Source organism: Chitinophaga niabensis (assembly GCF_039545795.1).
In the GTDB taxonomy this organism is placed as follows: Bacteria; Bacteroidota; Bacteroidia; order Chitinophagales; family Chitinophagaceae; genus Chitinophaga; species Chitinophaga niabensis_B.
Genome location: NZ_CP154260.1, coordinates 4,273,144 through 4,289,923, shown reverse-complemented (window position 1 = coordinate 4,289,923; position 16,780 = coordinate 4,273,144). Strand labels below are relative to the sequence as shown.

14 protein-coding genes are annotated in these 16,780 nt (G+C 46.9%); 8 read left to right on the top strand and 6 right to left on the bottom strand.

The window, feature by feature from the left end; translation table 11 throughout:
• The first annotated feature begins 291 nt into the window (after positions 1-291).
• Genes AAHN97_RS16915 through AAHN97_RS16905 form a run of 3 tightly spaced genes read left to right on the top strand, consistent with a single transcriptional unit; the run spans position 292 to position 5,875 of the window.
• A complete protein-coding gene (locus AAHN97_RS16915; protein ID WP_343303238.1) occupies positions 292-3,411 on the top strand; it encodes a SusC/RagA family TonB-linked outer membrane protein in 3,120 nt (1,039 codons plus the stop codon).
• An 11-nt stretch (positions 3,412-3,422) separates the two neighbouring features.
• On the top strand, positions 3,423-4,904 hold the full coding sequence (locus AAHN97_RS16910; RefSeq protein ID WP_343303237.1) for a RagB/SusD family nutrient uptake outer membrane protein: 1,482 nt from the start codon (positions 3,423-3,425) through the stop codon (positions 4,902-4,904).
• Positions 4,901-5,875 carry a TlpA disulfide reductase family protein gene (locus tag AAHN97_RS16905; protein ID WP_343303236.1) on the top strand — a complete coding sequence of 325 codons (975 nt, stop codon included), beginning with the start codon at positions 4,901-4,903 and terminating at the stop codon, positions 5,873-5,875. The genes AAHN97_RS16910 and AAHN97_RS16905 overlap by 4 nt, the downstream gene beginning before the upstream one ends.
• 66 nt (positions 5,876-5,941) lie before the next feature.
• On the opposite strand, the gene AAHN97_RS16900 is transcribed toward AAHN97_RS16905, so the two are convergent.
• From AAHN97_RS16900 to AAHN97_RS16890, 3 genes are all read right to left on the bottom strand, one after another.
• Positions 5,942-6,142: a hypothetical protein gene (locus AAHN97_RS16900; protein ID WP_343303235.1), complete on the bottom strand. Its 201-nt coding sequence runs from the start codon at positions 6,140-6,142 to the stop codon at positions 5,942-5,944.
• A gap of 207 nt (positions 6,143-6,349) precedes the next feature.
• Positions 6,350-7,396, bottom strand: a complete 1,047-nt coding sequence (locus tag AAHN97_RS16895; protein WP_343303234.1) for an agmatine deiminase family protein — start codon at positions 7,394-7,396, stop codon at positions 6,350-6,352.
• Complete coding sequence (locus AAHN97_RS16890; protein WP_343303233.1) at positions 7,393-8,271, bottom strand: carbon-nitrogen hydrolase; 879 nt, start codon at positions 8,269-8,271, stop codon at positions 7,393-7,395. The genes AAHN97_RS16895 and AAHN97_RS16890 overlap by 4 nt, the downstream gene beginning before the upstream one ends.
• A 126-nt stretch (positions 8,272-8,397) precedes the next feature.
• Between AAHN97_RS16890 and AAHN97_RS16885 the strand changes: the two genes are divergently transcribed.
• The 3 genes from AAHN97_RS16885 (at position 8,398) to AAHN97_RS16875 (ending at position 11,945) form a co-directional block, all read left to right on the top strand.
• Positions 8,398-9,903 carry a sensor histidine kinase gene (locus tag AAHN97_RS16885; RefSeq protein WP_343303232.1) on the top strand — a complete coding sequence of 502 codons (1,506 nt, stop codon included), beginning with the start codon at positions 8,398-8,400 and terminating at the stop codon, positions 9,901-9,903.
• Positions 9,900-11,063: a DUF4407 domain-containing protein gene (locus AAHN97_RS16880; protein ID WP_343303231.1), complete on the top strand. Its 1,164-nt coding sequence runs from the start codon at positions 9,900-9,902 to the stop codon at positions 11,061-11,063. The genes AAHN97_RS16885 and AAHN97_RS16880 overlap by 4 nt, the downstream gene beginning before the upstream one ends.
• 180 nt (positions 11,064-11,243) lie before the next feature.
• Positions 11,244-11,945: a LytR/AlgR family response regulator transcription factor gene (locus tag AAHN97_RS16875; RefSeq protein ID WP_343303230.1), complete on the top strand. Its 702-nt coding sequence runs from the start codon at positions 11,244-11,246 to the stop codon at positions 11,943-11,945.
• Positions 11,946-12,001: 56 nt separating this feature from the next.
• On the opposite strand, the gene AAHN97_RS16870 is transcribed toward AAHN97_RS16875, so the two are convergent.
• Positions 12,002-12,436 carry a hypothetical protein gene (locus tag AAHN97_RS16870; protein WP_343303229.1) on the bottom strand — a complete coding sequence of 145 codons (435 nt, stop codon included), beginning with the start codon at positions 12,434-12,436 and terminating at the stop codon, positions 12,002-12,004.
• A gap of 127 nt (positions 12,437-12,563) precedes the next feature.
• On the opposite strand from AAHN97_RS16870, the gene AAHN97_RS16865 reads away from it, so the two are divergent.
• The gene (locus tag AAHN97_RS16865) at positions 12,564-13,040 is read left to right on the top strand and encodes a DUF4920 domain-containing protein (protein WP_343303228.1); all 477 of its coding nucleotides are present in this window, start codon (positions 12,564-12,566) and stop codon (positions 13,038-13,040) included.
• 56 nt (positions 13,041-13,096) lie between these two features.
• On the opposite strand, the gene AAHN97_RS16860 is transcribed toward AAHN97_RS16865, so the two are convergent.
• Positions 13,097-13,789 carry an alpha/beta fold hydrolase gene (locus AAHN97_RS16860; protein ID WP_343303227.1) on the bottom strand — a complete coding sequence of 231 codons (693 nt, stop codon included), beginning with the start codon at positions 13,787-13,789 and terminating at the stop codon, positions 13,097-13,099.
• A gap of 227 nt (positions 13,790-14,016) precedes the next feature.
• On the bottom strand, positions 14,017-14,409 hold the full coding sequence (locus AAHN97_RS16855; protein WP_343303226.1) for a VOC family protein: 393 nt from the start codon (positions 14,407-14,409) through the stop codon (positions 14,017-14,019).
• A 184-nt stretch (positions 14,410-14,593) separates the two neighbouring features.
• Between AAHN97_RS16855 and recQ the strand changes: the two genes are divergently transcribed.
• On the top strand, positions 14,594-16,759 hold the full coding sequence (recQ, locus tag AAHN97_RS16850; protein ID WP_343303225.1) for a DNA helicase RecQ: 2,166 nt from the start codon (positions 14,594-14,596) through the stop codon (positions 16,757-16,759).
• Positions 16,760-16,780: the final 21 nt, after the last annotated feature.

The following is a 16,780-nucleotide window of genomic DNA, read 5'->3' as shown; positions in this document are numbered from 1 at the left end:
TTTTAACATTAAGTTAACGATTGCGGCATGGGATAAAGTCCGTTTATCACTTTTAAATGCAATTAAAACATTAAGTCTACAAAATTCATAGACTAACTTGGTTATATTGTTAAACGTCTATACATTTGCATCGTAAACAAGGTGCATTCCCCGGCATAGGGGGATGTGCATCAACTATGCTGTACCAGGAATGAGCCAACCACTCTTCCTCTTCTTTCTTCATAATACATACAGGAAAAATTCGCGGTCAGTAAAAACCGCCAGGAAATCTATTGCCTAAAAAGAACTGAAATGAAAACATTTACATGCTTAATGACATTGCTGTTTGCATTGCAATGGGCGCATGCGCAGGATAGACGTGTACAGGGTACTGTCCGTTCCGGCGACAATGTTGCACTGCCCGGCGCCAGCGTTCGCCTGAAAGGCACACAAACCGGAACCGTAACGGATGCTTCCGGCCGTTTTTCCATACAGGTACCCGGTAAAGGCGCTGTATTAATATTCAGCTACACCGGTTTTCAGACACAGGAAGCCCCGGTATCTGATACTGCCGTTAATATCACACTCTCCGGCGCAGCCACACTCAACGAAGTATTAGTGGTGGCATATGGTACCGCTAATAAAATATCTTACACAGGATCTGCTTCCACCGTGAGTGCCAAAGACCTGGAACGCCAGCAGGTATCCAGTATCAGCAGGGCTTTGCAGGGTACAGTGCCTGGTGTGCAATCTGTTTCCTCAGCAGGGCAGCCCGGCAGTAATGCCACTATCCGCATCCGGGGGATTGGTTCTATCAATGCTTCGAGTGATCCTTTATATGTGGTGGACGGAGTGCCTTTCTCCGGAAATATCAACTCCATCAATCCGGCCGATATTCAGTCTATCAGTGTATTGAAAGATGCAGCCGCCAGTGCCTTGTATGGTTCGCGTGGTGCAAATGGCGTGATCATTATCGCTACCAAACAGGGCCGCCTCAATTCCAAACCAGTAGTAACACTGAGTGCCAGCACAGGATATTCCAACCGCGCAGTGAAAGATTATGAAAAACTGGATGCGAAAGAATATTTTGAAATGCAGTGGGAAGCCTTGCGTAATAAACAACTGGGCCTTGGCAGAACGGCTGCAGTAGCCGCACAGTATGCTACGGATAACGTAGTGAGCAGCTTAAAGATCAATCCCTTCGGCTCTCAATACCCTACCCCCGTTGGTACAGACGGTAAACTGGTAGCCGGCGCAAAACCATTCTGGACAGACGATTGGGGTGAATCTACCCAGCGTACCGGCATCCGCCAGCAGATAGATCTGAATGTAAGCGGTGGCAGTGAACAAAGTAAATATTTTGTATCCGCAGGTTACCTGAATGATGATGGATTTATCATCGGGTCAGGTTATACACGTTACAATGGCCGTGTGAATTACACGACTAAAGTGAACAGGTGGTTTGAGACCGGCGTGAATGTAGCACTCAGCTCTGCCAAACAGGATGCGCCACCACAAAGTGATAGCGACCAGGGTAACCTGGCCAACTTCGGCAGGATCGTAGCGAATATTTATCCTATCTACGAAAGGAATCCTGATGGTTCCCTGAAACTGGACCAGAATGGCAATAAGGTATATGATTTCGGTAACTACCGCCCCAGCGCTGCAGCTACCGGTAATAACCTGCTCGGTTCTTCCGTGCTGAACAAATACCTCAGCCGTTTGGATAACCTCACTTTCCGTGGTTACATCCAGATCAATATCCTGGAGAATTTAAAACTGAAGAGCAGCATCAATGCTGATTATAACAATACGCTCACGCATAACTACACCAATCCCTTGTTCGGTGGTGGTGTAAGTACCCGCGGTTCTGTTAGCAAAGGGGAAACCCGCTTCCTCGCTTATACGGTGAATAATATCCTGGATTATACCTTTGCTTTCCAACAGCATCATTTTAATGTGCTGGCAGGACAGGAGGTATACATCCTGAATACTTCTTCCCTCTCGGGCAGCAAAAGTAATTTCGGCTTCCTGGGTAAGGATGAACCAAACGCAGCTTCTCTGCTGACGGGTTTCAGCGGCAGCTCTGATAATTACAAACTGGCCAGTTACCTCGCCAAAGTAGATTATGATTTTGCAGATAAATATTTCCTCTCCGGTAGTTTCCGCAGAGACGGTTCTTCCCGTTTCCACCCGGATTCCCGCTGGGGTAACTTCTGGTCTGTGGGGGCATCCTGGAATGTAACAAAAGAAGATTTCTTCCATGCACCTTCCTGGCTGGATATACTGAAACTCCGCGCCAGCTATGGTGCGCAGGGTAATGATAACTTAGGTGGTTATTACCAGTACCAGGATCTGTATTCCATTTATAACAGTTTGGGTGAAGCCGGTGTGATCACTTCCCGCCTTCCAACACCAGGCCTTAAATGGGAAACCAACCTGAACTTTAATGCCGGCGTGGATGTGGCATTCCTGAAGAACAGGATCATCCTCTCTGCCGAATATTTTGACCGTAGTTCAAAGGACCTGTTATATCAAAGGCCGCTTGCACCATCCCTGGGTTTCCCGGCCATTGACGATAACATCGGTTCACTTACCAATAAAGGATGGGAGCTGCAATTGCAAACCACGCCTGTGTTAACGAAGGATTTCAAATGGGATGTAGGTGTGAACCTCAGCCATTTCAACAATGAGATCACTTCCCTGCCGGCAAAAGAAATTGTACCGGCTAATACTTCCGTGATAGGCCCCACCAAAAAACTCACCGTAGGTGGTTCTGTGTACGACTTCTTTATCCGCGAATGGGCGGGTGTTGATCCCGTAACAGGTTTGCCTTTATGGTATAAGAACACTTACGAAACATTACCTAACGGAGAAAGAAAGATCACCGGCCGCACTACCACGAGTGTGTATGCACAGGCAGACCAATATATTGTTGGTACTTCCTTACCTGACCTCACCGGTGGTGTGAACACAGTGCTGAACTATAAAGGCATTGAACTGAGTGCCCTGCTGGCCTTCAGCATTGGTGGTAAAATACTGGATTACGACCAGGTAATGTTATCCCACAGTGGTAACAACACAGGCCGTACCTGGAGTAAAGAAATACTGAACCGCTGGACGCCGGACAATAAGAACACCAATGTTCCCCGCCTCACTACAGACGCTACTAACTGGAACAGTGCTTCCACCCGTTTCCTGTATGACGCTACCTACGCCAGGCTCCGTAACGTTGGGCTGAGTTACGCTTTACCGGCTAACTGGACTTCCCGCTTGCGTTTGCAACAGATCAGGGTATATACACGCGGAGAGAACCTCCTTACTTTTTATAAACACAAAGGGCTGGATCCTGAGCAGGCGCTGGATGGTGTAACCTTCTACCGCTACCCTGCACAGAAAACTTTCTCCTTCGGTTTTGATGTTTCATTCTAAAAGACAGTACGATGAAAAGAGTTTATATATTACTAACAGGAACTGTGATATTGCTGGCCGCTTGTGGTAAATCATTCTTCGAAACTTCTCCTTCCGGCAGTTTAACCGGTAAAGAGTTGTATGCATCTACCAAGAATATTGATGCATTGGTGAACGGTACCATCCGTTACATCATGGAGAGTTCCACCTCTCAGGATAACCCTGGTTATTCCGCTATCATCCTTTCACAGGAAGCAATGGGCGGCGATGCTGTATTGCGTGATGGTGTTTATGGTTTCCTGGCCACCTACGGTTTCCTGGACCCTTCTGATAACACTACCCGCCGCGCACTTTTTTTCTGGACCTTCCAGTATAAAGTGATCGACAACTGTAATAACATCATTGCAAATGTGGATGCTGCTTCCGGTACAGACAGTGAGAAGAAATTCCTCAAAGGCCAGGCACTTGCGCTGCGTGCTTTCACTTACCTGAACCTGGTGCGTCAATACCAGTTCACTTATGCGAAAGACAAAAATGCGAAAGGTGTGCCTTTATATACCACACCTACCAATCCTGATTCCAAACCACAGCCAAGAGCTACGGTAGGGGCTATTTATGACCAGGTGATCGCAGACCTGAGAGAAGCAGACGGATTGTTACAGGGCTTCAACCGCACGGTAAAGAACCGTCCCAATCAACAGGTGGTAAGAGGTTTGCTGGCACGTGCTTTCCTCACACAGGAGAACTGGGATTCTGCTGCTGTACGCGCCAAACAGGCCAGAACAGGATTCCCGCTCATGGAGCCGATAGAATACCTCAAAGGGTTCAGCGATGTAAGTAATGTAGAATGGATCTGGGGCCATCCGCAGGCTACCGATCAGAACCTGGGTGGCGCTTCTTATTTCGGTTATATTGATGTAACACCGCCAACTGGTTACAGAAGTGTAATGGCAGATCCTCATTTCAGGGCACTCTTCACAGATGGCGATATCCGCAAAACATTGTTCAAACCGGTAGCGGATACTACAGACCCCTTGTTAGGATGGCTGAAGTATACCAAGTTCGTGAATAAAACAGATCAGTCCGGGCACATTGTATTAATGCGCTCCGCTGAAATGGTATTGATAGAAGCGGAAAGCAAAGCCAGGCTCAACGACATCGGTGGTGCCTTTGATGCACTGAATGAATTAAGGGTGAAAAGAAGTTTGCCCGGGCTGTTGAATGGCTCACTCACACAACCGCAATTAATAGAAGAGATATTAAAAGAAAGAAGAAGGGAATTATGGGGTGAGGGATTTGCATTGCCTGATATCCTGCGTTTACAGCGTACACTGGTGCGTACGCCTTCTGCGGAAATACTCAAAGTACCAAGGGCAGACGGTTCATTCAGGGATGTTCCTTTAAAAGGGCATCATCAGCTGAAGTTCCCGGATAAAACAGACTTTGTTCCGAACAGTCAGTATTATCTCTTCTCCATTCCCATTAATGAAATAAACTCCAATCCAAATCTATGATACGTTCTCTTTTAAGCATCGTATTGCTCTCCGGCACTTTATCTGCTAACGCGCAGAACTTTGCCGTCACGGGCACTGTAAAGGGTGTGAGTACAGGAAAGGTTTATCTGCAACGCTTTGCGAATAAAATGTTCTTTACCATAGATTCCAGTAACATCACGGATGGTAAATTTTATTTTACCAAGAAACCCAGACTGCCTGAACTGTATGGCATTACGCTGAACCCTTCAGCCAGTCCTTTATTCATCTTTTTAGAAGATAAGAAGATAGAAGTGGAGCTGGATTCAGCTGCCTACTACAGCAGATCTGTGGTAAAAGGCTCTGATGCGCAGGACCTGTTCACTACCTACAGGAACAGCCGGAATGTGAAGGTGGATGAATTCATTAAGGCGAATCCATCTTCCATTGTAGCAGCTTATGTATTATACCGCGATTACTCTTACCGTTTAACACCGGATGAGATTGATAATAATGTAAAGCTGTTAAGCCCCTCCCTGCAAAAGACACAATATGTGAACGTGCTGAGGGAACTTTCCCCCACTTTGCGTAAAGTAGGCATCGGTGAGGTAGCGCCTGAATTTACATTGGCAGATACAGATGGCAAACCTGTGAAGTTTTCCGGCTATTCAGGTAAATACCTGCTGCTGGATTTCTGGGCAGGATGGTGTGGCCCTTGCAGAAGGGAGAACCCCAACCTGGTAAGAGTATACGAAAAGTACAAAGGAAAAGGTTTTGATATTTTTGCCGTGTCGCTGGACAAACAGAAGGAGCAATGGGTGAAAGCGATCGCAGATGATAAGCTCACCTGGACGCAGGTATCAGACCTCAAATTCTGGGACAGTGCACCGGCGAAGTTATATGGTGTAAGGGCTATCCCTTCCAACGTATTGATCGGCCCGGACGGAAAGATCGTAGCGCGCAACCTGAGAGGGAAGGAGCTGGAAGAAAAACTGGCAACGTTGTTACAATAGCAAAAGAAAGAGGGTGTATCAAATGTGATACACCCTCTTAGTATATGTTGACTGATGCGAAAAATTTTAAGCCATTTGCTCTTGCACCATATGGTTAGCTCTTTGGCCAGCCTTTCTTGCGCGCTTATCCATTTTACGATATGCGTTCTTTGCCGCATCCTTAATATCATTGAGTGCGGACTCTGCACGGTTGCGATTCTTCATTAACCAGAATGCACCTGCTACGGCTGTTCCAACAAGGGAAGCTGCGATAATTATCTTCTTCATGACTCTTTGATTTGGTTCATGTATAGTAAAACAATGGTCGTGCCAAAAATGCTAATCCTTGCTTCATCCTAGCTTCAAAGTAGCTTAAACCCGCCCCGGACTGCAACATGAAGCAAGGATAAAGCAAGGATGAAGCTACCATAGCGGGTTTGTAAAACCTATTTAACATAAAAAAGGCTGCCTCGTGAAAGGCAGCCTTTTTTTAAGCTATACGGCTGGTTCCTGCTGGCTCAGGCAGTGAAAACTCCCCAATCCCCAGATGATCTCCGTAGAGTCGATACCGATCACCTCCCGGTCTTTAAAACAACCGGAAATGATCTGCAGTGCGGCATCGTCCTTTTTGCATTGGAAAGTAGGCACAATCACATATTTATTGCTGATATAGAAATTCGCATAAGAGGCAGGTAAACGCTGCTCGTCGTAAATAACGGCATCGGGCATAGGCAGCTCAATGATATTCAGTTGTTTACCGTTGAGGAGGCGCATTTGCTTCAGCTGGTGCAGGTTCTGTTGCAGCAGTTCGTAATTCTCGTCCTGTTTATCCGTTTCTACTACCGTCAGCACCGTATCTTCGTTCACAAAACGGATGGTGTCATCAATATGCCCGTCTGTATCATCTCCCACAATCCCGTCTTCTACCCATAACACCTGCTCTGCCCCATAATACTGGTGGAGGTATTCTTCCACCTGGTCCCGGTTCAGATGCGGGTTACGGTTCTCATTCAGGAGGCAGCAGGTAGAGGTGAGGATAGTACCTTTTCCGTTAAATTCCACAGAGCCGCCTTCCATGATAATACCGGGGTGAAATACCGGCAGTTGATAATGATTGGCAATGAGGGTAGGGATCACATCATCCTGCTCAAAAGGAGGGTATTTGCCGCCCCAGGCGTTATAATTCCAGTCTACCACCACTTTCTTTTCAGCTGCATCCGGGTTGATCAGGAAAGCAGGGCCATGGTCCCGGCACCAGGCATCGTTGGTAGGGTGCAGAAAGAATTCCACATTGGCGAGGTTCACGCCTTCCGCCTGCAAATGCCCGGTGGCAAATGCTTTCATCGTTTCATCCAATACATTGACGCGCACTTTCTCACTATCCGCCAGGTATTTTACAAAACGGCTGTAGTAAGGGAAGATGGTATGGATCTTTCCCGGCCAGCTGGCTTCTTTATGCGGCCAGCTTAACCATGTGGCAATGTGTGGATGAAATTCTGCGGGGAAATAATAGCCAAGTTGCTTGGGAGTAGGTTGCATCATGCTTCGTCGTCAATATATCTTTTGGTAATAGGTTGGTAGGAATCGATCCTTCTGTCGCGCAGGAATGGCCAGTGCGTGCGGTACCTGTCTGTTTTGGAAAGCTCCAGTTCCAGCACCACGGTTTCTTCCTGGTCGTGCGAACTGAGGTGCAGCAGGGAGCCGAAAGGGTTGGCAATGAAAGAGCCGCCCCAGAACTTCATCAATCCGTCCTGTTCCAGGCCCACGCGGTTCACGCTTACCACGTGAATGCCGTTGGCTACAGCATGGCTCCGCTGAATGGTCTGCCAGGCATTGTATTGTTCCACATTGGTGGCTTCATCCTGGCTGGTAGCCCAACCGATGGCGGTAGGGTAAAAGAGGATCTCTGCACCCATCAGGGCAGTGATACGGGCTGCCTCAGGGTACCATTGGTCCCAGCAGATCAGTACACCTATCTTCGCGAACTTCGTCTGGAATACCTTGTAACCCAGGTCGCCCGGTGTGAAGTAGAATTTTTCGTAATAAGCCGGGTCATCCGGGATGTGCATCTTGCGGTATTTGCCGAGATACTTTCCGTCTGCGTCCAGAACGGCAGTAGTATTATGATATAAGCCCTCTGCTCTTTTTTCGAACAGGGAAGCAATGATCACTACGCCCAGTTCAGCAGCTACCTTACCCAGGGCCTCTGTGGAGGGGCCGGGAACAGGTTCTGCCAGTTTGAAGTTCTCATAATCTTCCACATCGCAGAAGTAAAGAGAAGTGAACAACTCCTGCAGGCAAATGATCTGTGCGCCTTTGGCAGCGGCTTCCCTTACTTTGTCGATGGCTTTTGCCAGATTCTGCGCTTTGTCCGCAGAACAGCTCATCTGTACGATTCCTGTTTTTACTTTTGCCATGATACCCATTATTAAACGGGTACAAAGGTATAAAAAACCAACCTTCATCCCATATTCCTGCAATTTCGTACCATTTAGCCACGCCAGCCACACTTGTTTATTATTATTGCATCAAATAATAGTTTCATGGAAAAATTCAGGAAAGCAGAGTTTTGGATCGCTACAGGGTTTTATCTCCTGGTAGTGGTTGCAGTGCTCTTTCCCTTTTTATTAAGCGGTGAAGAATCCGGAACTTACTGGATAGCAAGGGCTTTTGACAGGAACAATATGGATTTCGATGTATTCATACACGTTTTACTGCCTAAGCTCACCATCGCCACCTTCAGTTACTTCGCATTCCTGCTGGTCAATAACTGGGTAGTGCCTTTCTTCCTGGAAAAGAAACATTATTATGCCGGGGTGCCTTTAGTGATTGCGGCATTTGGACTATTGTTCCTGTTTACAATGATCGCTTTTACATACCGTTATGGCTATCAGCTGGGTTATAAAGAGATGCAGGCATTCCATGCCTCCTGTGCCCGGAGGGCCTTTGGTACTACGCTTGTATGTGCAATCGCTTACGCCTTTTATTATGCAGTCAAATATCTTTATTTCACTCATTTGCATGGATGGTTCCAGAAAAACAACATCTGGCGTAAAATAACAGTAGAGATCGTATTGTTCTTCATTGTCTGGATTGTATCCCTCGTAATGATATCACAGGATAATGGGGGGACCATCTTCGTATTCGTCCTTTTTACAGGTTTTTTCTATCAGCTCACGTATATCGTTGCTTACTACTATATTTTCCCGCCCTTCCATAATAAACGCCATGGATGGGGTATACTCTGGAGAAATTTACTCATCACAATAATGTTATCATGCGGCCTTACCATCTTCATGGTGGGGATTAGTGCCAGATCAACATCCATGGAGGCACTTGCCTTCATGATCCTGCTGGGCGAAGTTATGTTTGTATTTCCCATTGCATGGTGGCTGTCGAAATTACGTTCAAAGCAAAAAGATGAGGTGTTAGTTTTGGAGAAAGCGCTGGGTCGTTCTTCCGCCAATCTGGACTTTCTGCGCTCCCAGATTAACCCTCATTTTCTTTTTAATGCCCTCAATACCCTGTATGGCACTGCTTTGCAGGAGAATGCGCCCCGTACCAGTGAAGGGGTACAGAAGCTGGGTGATATGATGCGCTTTATGCTGCATGAGAATCACCAGGAAAAAATAGAACTGAGCAAAGAAGTAGGTTACCTGCAAAACTATATTGCCCTGCAGCGCCTGCGGATCCAGGAATCCAATGATATCAAAATTGCCGTGAACATTACGGAGGATGAATGTGATCATCCTATTGCGCCGATGCTGCTGATCCCCTTTGTGGAAAATGCGTTTAAACATGGTATCAGCCTGCGCAACCGTTCCTGGATAGTGGTATCCCTTTCCTGCGATGCCAGCCATATTTACTTTGATGCTTACAACAGTGTGCATGTGAAACCAGAGAACGATCCGGAAAAAACGAGTCTGGGCATCGGCTTGAATAATGTGAAGAACAGGCTGGCCCTGCTCTACCCGCGCAAGCATGAATTGAGTATCCGCCAAACCGCCACCGAGTTTTTTGTACACCTTACAATAGAGATCAGTAAATGAACCAACAGCAAAAGGAACCGGATGGTTTCAGTAAATTCCTGTGGTGGCTGGCTACCGCAGATGCAGAGATATTGAAGGATTGTAAAGTAGATAAGGAAAGGTATCGTATAATAGGTATAGCCGTGCTCGTTACCTGGTTGTTTGCTACACTGGCCTGGGGATATTTTTTCTCCACCGTAGTGAAAGACGACCTGGTGATTGCCGGCCTGGCGCTGTTCTTTGGCTTCGCCATATTGTCGATAGACAGAAGCCTGATCGCTGCCATGAGCCGCAATGGTGGTAAACCACAGTTCCTGCCGGTGGCCTTCCGCCTGTTGCTGGCTATTACCATTGGCCTCTTCATTTCACAACCTGTTGTGCTGATGTTGTTTAAAAAAGACATTGACGCACAGATGGTGCTGGACAGGCAAAGCAAATTGGACCATTTCCGGAAGGAACAGGCAGATCTGAACCTTGTACGTACCAAAGAACTCCGGCAACAGCTCAGTACCCTCAACAGCCAGCAAACGCAAAAAGAAGAACAGGTAAAGGAGTATAAAGACGGATATATCCGGGAAACAGATGGTACCGGCGGCTCCGGCAAGATCGGTGAATCTGCCATCGCCAAAGTGAAGAAAGGAGAGTACCTGAAATCAGAAGAGGAACTGCGCAAACTTAAAAAAGAACTGGAACCAGCCCGCCTTGAAAAAGAAGCACAGCTGGCCACCCTCTTCTCCGAAGACAGCCTGAAGGAACAAGCCTATATGGCTACCTTAACAGATGGTTTCCTTTCACAGACGGAAGCCCTCAATACCTTAACAGAAGAGCACCCGCCATTGAAGCAACGTTACCGCCTGATCGTATTCATTATTACATTGATAGAGATCATGCCCCTGCTGACCAAACTGATGATGCCCAAAGGAGAGTACGAAGAAAAACTCGCGGCAATCACAGCAGGCAGCACCAATGAATCCAAAGTGCAGCAGGAGTTGCAGGGCCATTACCAGGCCGGCGCCGCTGTAGCAGACGGCCAGGTGATAGATCACCTGTTCAATCTCACAGAAGCCCAGCGCCGGAAAGAAGCAGAGAAAGTAGTGAAGGATTGGGAAGCCGCGGATGGCCGTAGTTTCAAGAATTTATGGGCCAGTGCGAAGAGGTTGTTATTGTTGCATAAGGTGTAATTGTTGCTGTATAAACACTGACTGTTCTTTTAAAAAAAGAAACATGCACTTCTCAATAAAAAAAGCATCCTCCCGGCACCGGAGGCTTTATACTGATAAGGTGAAATCACTTCTTAATAAAAAAACCTCCTGCACCGGAGGCTTTATGCTGATAATCTGTAATTGACGTATCTTGTTCATATGAAGATGACCGCCATAGCGATCGATGATGAGCCTGTAGCCCTTTCCGTAATAAAGGCACACGCAGCCAAAGTTCCTTTCATGGAATTAAAAGGCACATTCACCAATGCCTTTGACGCCATGGAACTATTACGCAAAGAAAAAATAGACCTCCTCTTCCTGGACATCAAAATGCCCGACATCTCAGGCCTGGATTTCCTTTCCAGCCTGCACGAACCACCCATGACCATTTTCACCACCGCCTATTCAGAACACGCCGTACAAAGCTTTGAACTGGACGCCATAGACTATTTACTCAAACCCTTCTCACTGGCACGTTTCCTCAAAGCCTGCAATAAAGCGCACAGCTTATTACAGCTGAAACAGGAACGCCCGCAAAACCCGGGATACATCTTCATCAAATCAGGTTATGAACAATTTAAAGTACAGCTGGATGAAGTACTCTACCTGGAAAGCGCCGGTAATTACGTGAATTTTGTACTGCAGGATAAGAAAGTAATGTCCCGCCTCTCCATGCAGGAAGCCATGGCATTATTACCCTTAGCCAGTTTCACCCGCGTACACCGTTCCTTCATTGTAGCCAATCATAAAATAGACCGGATAGACCGCAGCTGCATCTATATCCGGCAAGCCGTGATCCCTATCGGCGCCGCATTCGGCGAAGCCGTGAACAGGATCTCCGGCGGCGGGGAAGAGGAATAAAAAAAAACAGGCGCCGCAAATGCAGCACCCGTGTCCTGTATGTGTATTCGTTAACACTACTTTTTAAAGATAGTTGCCACCGTTGCTTTGGTGGTAACCCCATGCACTACAATGATCTGCGGCTCAGAAAAACTCATCTCACCCGCATGGATATAATCTATCCTGAAATCATCACTTCCTGCACCGGTACAGCTTGGATTGGGTGAGATCACAATGGAACGCCCATTGATCCTGTAAAAATTCACCTCTGCTGCCTGACCATGATCTACAACATATACGGTATCACTCTCCCGGAAAGCAACGTAATCGCCTTCCACAAGAATGTTGGTGGTATCTCTGATAATTTGACCCTGAAAAACAGCTGTAGTGACCTGGTAGGTGGCCTTCCATTGACCCGCAATAGGGCCGAGGGTTCCCTGGTCTTCTTTTTTACAGGCAGTAGCAAACAGCGCCAGGCATAAGGCGCCAGCCAGCAGTTTGATGATTTTCATAGGAAGGGTAGTTTCTATAGCAAATATACATTAAAATATAATACAAATTAAAGTAATATTAATGTGTGTGGACGGGAAGGTCCCGGATGGCCGTAATTGCTTATATTTGAGGCAATAAAATCTAATTATGAGAAAAACATATTTGCTGTTGCTGGCTGGTTTATTTGCTGCCACAGCCTCCATTGCCCAGACAAACATCACCCCAGCCGAGGCGGGTGTTACTTACGGAAAAGCCATCAATGCAGAACAGGCTATTGAAATGGCAGACCTTCATCAGAAATTACAGTCAGACACTATTTATACCGGTAAAGTAGAAGGAAAAGTAGTGGAAGTATGCAAAAAGAAAGGCTGCTTCATGAAACTGGAAAGAGCTTCCGGCGAGCCCGTGATGGTAAAGTTCACAGATTATGCCTTCTTTATGCCACAGAATATTGTAGGAAAAACAGTAGTGGTGGAAGGTGTTGCCAAAGTGAATGAAACCTCTGTAGAGCGTTTAAAACACTTTGCAGAAGATGCCGGTAAAAGCAAAGCAGAAATTGCAAAGATCACCGCACCAAAGAAAGATATCGTGATTGTGGCAGATGGTGTGGTAGTTGTAAAATAACTATAGGAAGCATCATTTTTAAAGGGCCTGTCCGTTTACCGGGCAGGCCCTTTACTTTATAAGTTAATGGCGGACCGGATGGCATGCACCAATGTTCCGCAATCTACTTTTTCAAGGGGATGTTTTACCCCCGGCAGTATGGTCATAGATCCCCTCGGCAGACTCTTAAAAGCAGCATTGGTTTCTTCGACGCTGACCATGGTATCCAGCTCTCCCACCATCACCCTCACGGGTATGGTTATATTTTTTAAGGTTTTATTTGTTAATGGAGGATCATCTCCCAACTGCAGCATTAAAGAAGCCGTGCCGGCCAACAGCAGTTCCCAGCCTGGTTCCCCGTGTAATGCTTTCAGCTGTTCCGCAAAAGCAGGCACCTTTTCCTGTAATATTTTAGCATCCAGCAGGCGGGTTTCCTTTGCGGCTGTTTCCGGCGTCCAGTTGAATTTGGTGGCCAGGGTACCCACTTTCAGGAAAGCCTCCGGTTGCTGCAATGCAGCTGTTAATGCTACATAACCACCCATACTATACCCGAATACGGCAACAGGCGCCAACTTATTTGAATGGATGTAATCCAGCAGCTGTTGTGCAAAAACAGCGATACTAATACCTTCTGCAGGGTATTCAGTACGTCCGTGGCCGTAAAAATTGAACTGGTGAATGGTGTACTGCTCACTTAACGCGGGTATTATGGTATCAAACTGCTGTGATGCTCCCAGGGCACCATGTAAGAGGAGTAAGGTTGGTTTCATTTTTTTAATGGGGTATAAAAGATCGGAAAATATTAGCGAATTTAGTTTATATTTAGACTCTGAACCTTTGCTTTCTAACAAGACTACGCCAGATCTTATTTTCTATAAACTTATTACCGTCTAAACAAAATTGTCCTCGAAAACCCAGTTGTCGCAGCAGGAAAGTGAGTAAAAATGGATAATAGCCGCAGCACAAAGTGCTGCGGTTTTTTTTATGTATTATTATATCAGGCAGAGATCTGCTGGCCGAATTGCAGCAGGTAGCCGTTGTTATCGTAGATGCCGAATTCACGCATGCCATAGTCGAAATCCTGTACAGGAAAACATACTTCGGCTTTGTCCTTTACCTTCTCCCATAATTCATCGATGCCATTGCCATCTATATGGATGTAAATAGCGCCCGTGAACACAGGTTCATCAAAAGGGCCGGGACTGCTGCTGAAAGGGAAACTTGCCTGTGGATGCACCAGTTGCATCGTCACATTGTCTTTGTTAATGGAAGCGAACTTCGATTGATCATCCATGGTGTTGCAGGTGAAATCCAGTACGGAAACGTAAAAGTTCACTGTATCCTGTAACGAAGGGGCGGTCAATGCCGGAATGGGCTCGAGTAGTTTCATACGTGTAAAATTGTTTGGGCCAAAAGGTGAATAACAGTTGTGTATTAAGTTAGAATGACTCTCTCTTATAAATTTAATAAAATAATTCACCTGTCAAAGGTTGTTGGCATTTTATTTTATTAACATTTTTCCCATCTCCCCAAAAGCCTGATTTATTCTATCTTTACTTATTCGAGGTAATTCTATGCAACAATCATTGTTAACTCTGTTAAAGCATCATTTCGGCTATACACATTTCCGTCATAACCAACAGGCTATCATCGAAAATGTGCTCCAGGGCAAGGATACCATGGTATTAATGCCCACCGGCGGTGGTAAATCCATCTGCTATCAGCTTCCTGCGCTTGCTTTTGGCGGAGTCACCATCGTAGTTTCCCCCCTGATCGCTTTGATGAAGGACCAGGTGGATGCCCTTACGCAGAACGGTATCCCGGCAGCCTTCCTCAATTCCACACAATCTGTTGCCCAGCAGCAGATCATTATCCGCCTGCTCCGGGAGAAACGGCTGAAACTCCTGTACCTGGCCCCGGAACGCCTGGTAGGGGAAGGCAATTTCATGCAGTTCCTCGAAGAGCTGGATGTATCCCTTTTTGCAGTTGATGAGGCGCACTGTATCAGCCACTGGGGGCACGACTTCCGCCAGGAATACCTGACACTGGGCCAGCTGAAAGACAGGTTCCCCCATATCCCCGTGATTGCCCTAACGGCCACGGCAGATGGGTTGACCAAACAGGATATTATCGAAAAACTTAACCTGAAGAACTATACGGTCTACGAAAACTCTTTCAACAGGCCGAACATCTTCTACAGCATCCGTCCCAAAAAGAATCATTACGATGAACTCACCGCTTACCTGGAAGCGCACAAAGAAGACAGTGGTATCATCTACTGCCTTTCCCGTGCTTCTACGGAAACCCTGGCATCTAACCTGCAGGGCGACGGATTTTCTGCCGCAGCTTATCATGCAGGGCTGGACCGCCATGTGCGGGAAGAAAGACAGGAACAGTTCCTGAGAGATGAAGTACGCATCATGGTAGCCACCATTGCCTTTGGCATGGGTATCAATAAAAGTAATGTGCGTTTTGTAGTGCATGCGGACCTCCCCAAGAACATAGAAGGTTATTACCAGGAAACAGGCCGTGCCGGAAGGGACGGGCTGGCCAGTGAAGCCATCCTGTATTATAGCGCAGGGGATGTATTCAAAATGAAAAGGTTCGCCAGTGTGGAAGGTAATGAAGCTCAAACAGCTGTGATGCTGAAAAAGCTGGACCAGATGGCCGGCCTCGCGGAAACCCGCCAGTGCCGCCGCCAGTACCTCCTGCAGTATTTTGGAGAAGAAGCACCGGACCATTGCGGCAATTGTGATATCTGCCTCGGTCAGTTCGAACGTGCGGATGGTACCATCGTTGCCCAGAAATTCCTCAGTGCCGTTTACCGTTTGCAGGAAAGGTTCGGGATGAACTACGTGGTGGATTTCCTGCGTGGCAGCGCTACCATCAAAGAGGTACATAAGGAGATCAAAACCTACGGCATCGGAAAGGATATTGCCAAAGAACAATGGAAACAATATGGAAGGGAACTCATGCAAATGGGCTACCTCCAGCAATCTGCCGGAGAATATCCTATCCTGCAACTAACAGATACCAGCTGGCGGTTATTGAAAGGAGAAGAGAATGTGATGCTCACCGTACCTGTAAAAACCGCAGAAACGGCCAGCCAGGCTCCCACCAAACAATCCGCAGAAACGGATAACCCTGTATTATTCCAGGAACTGAAACAACTGCGCCGCCAGTTTGCGGACCGGGATAATGTACCGCCTTATATCGTGTTCTCTGATGCCACGCTCGCAGAGCTGGTTACCTATTTACCCTTAACACCCACCGATATTGCAAAGATCTCCGGCTTCGGAGATGCGAAGCTCGCCAAATATGGGGAGGCTTTCCTGGACGCGGTGCAAACCTATTGCATCCGTCATGGATTAAAAACGCAAATGCAATTAAAGGCGCCGAAACAAAAAGCCCGCAGATCCGTTAAGTCAGATACGGGAAGTAGTCAGCGTCAAAGCCTTGAGTTATTCCTGGAAGGGAATGCCGTAGAAGAGATTGCCGCCAGGCGTAACCTGGCACAAAGTACCATAGAAAGCCACCTGGCTGAATTTGTGCGGAAAGGGGAACTGGATATCAGGGAAGTAGTACCGGATAGGCAAAGGGTGCAAACCATCCTCCAGGCCGTGGAAAAAGCAGGCGGTTATGCCGTAGGCCCTATTAAAGAATGGCTGGGAGAAAGTTTTAGCTATGGAGAGATCAGGATGGTGATGAACTATTATTTCTGGTTGCAGGAGCAATCCTGAGGTGGAAGTTTTAAGTTTTTT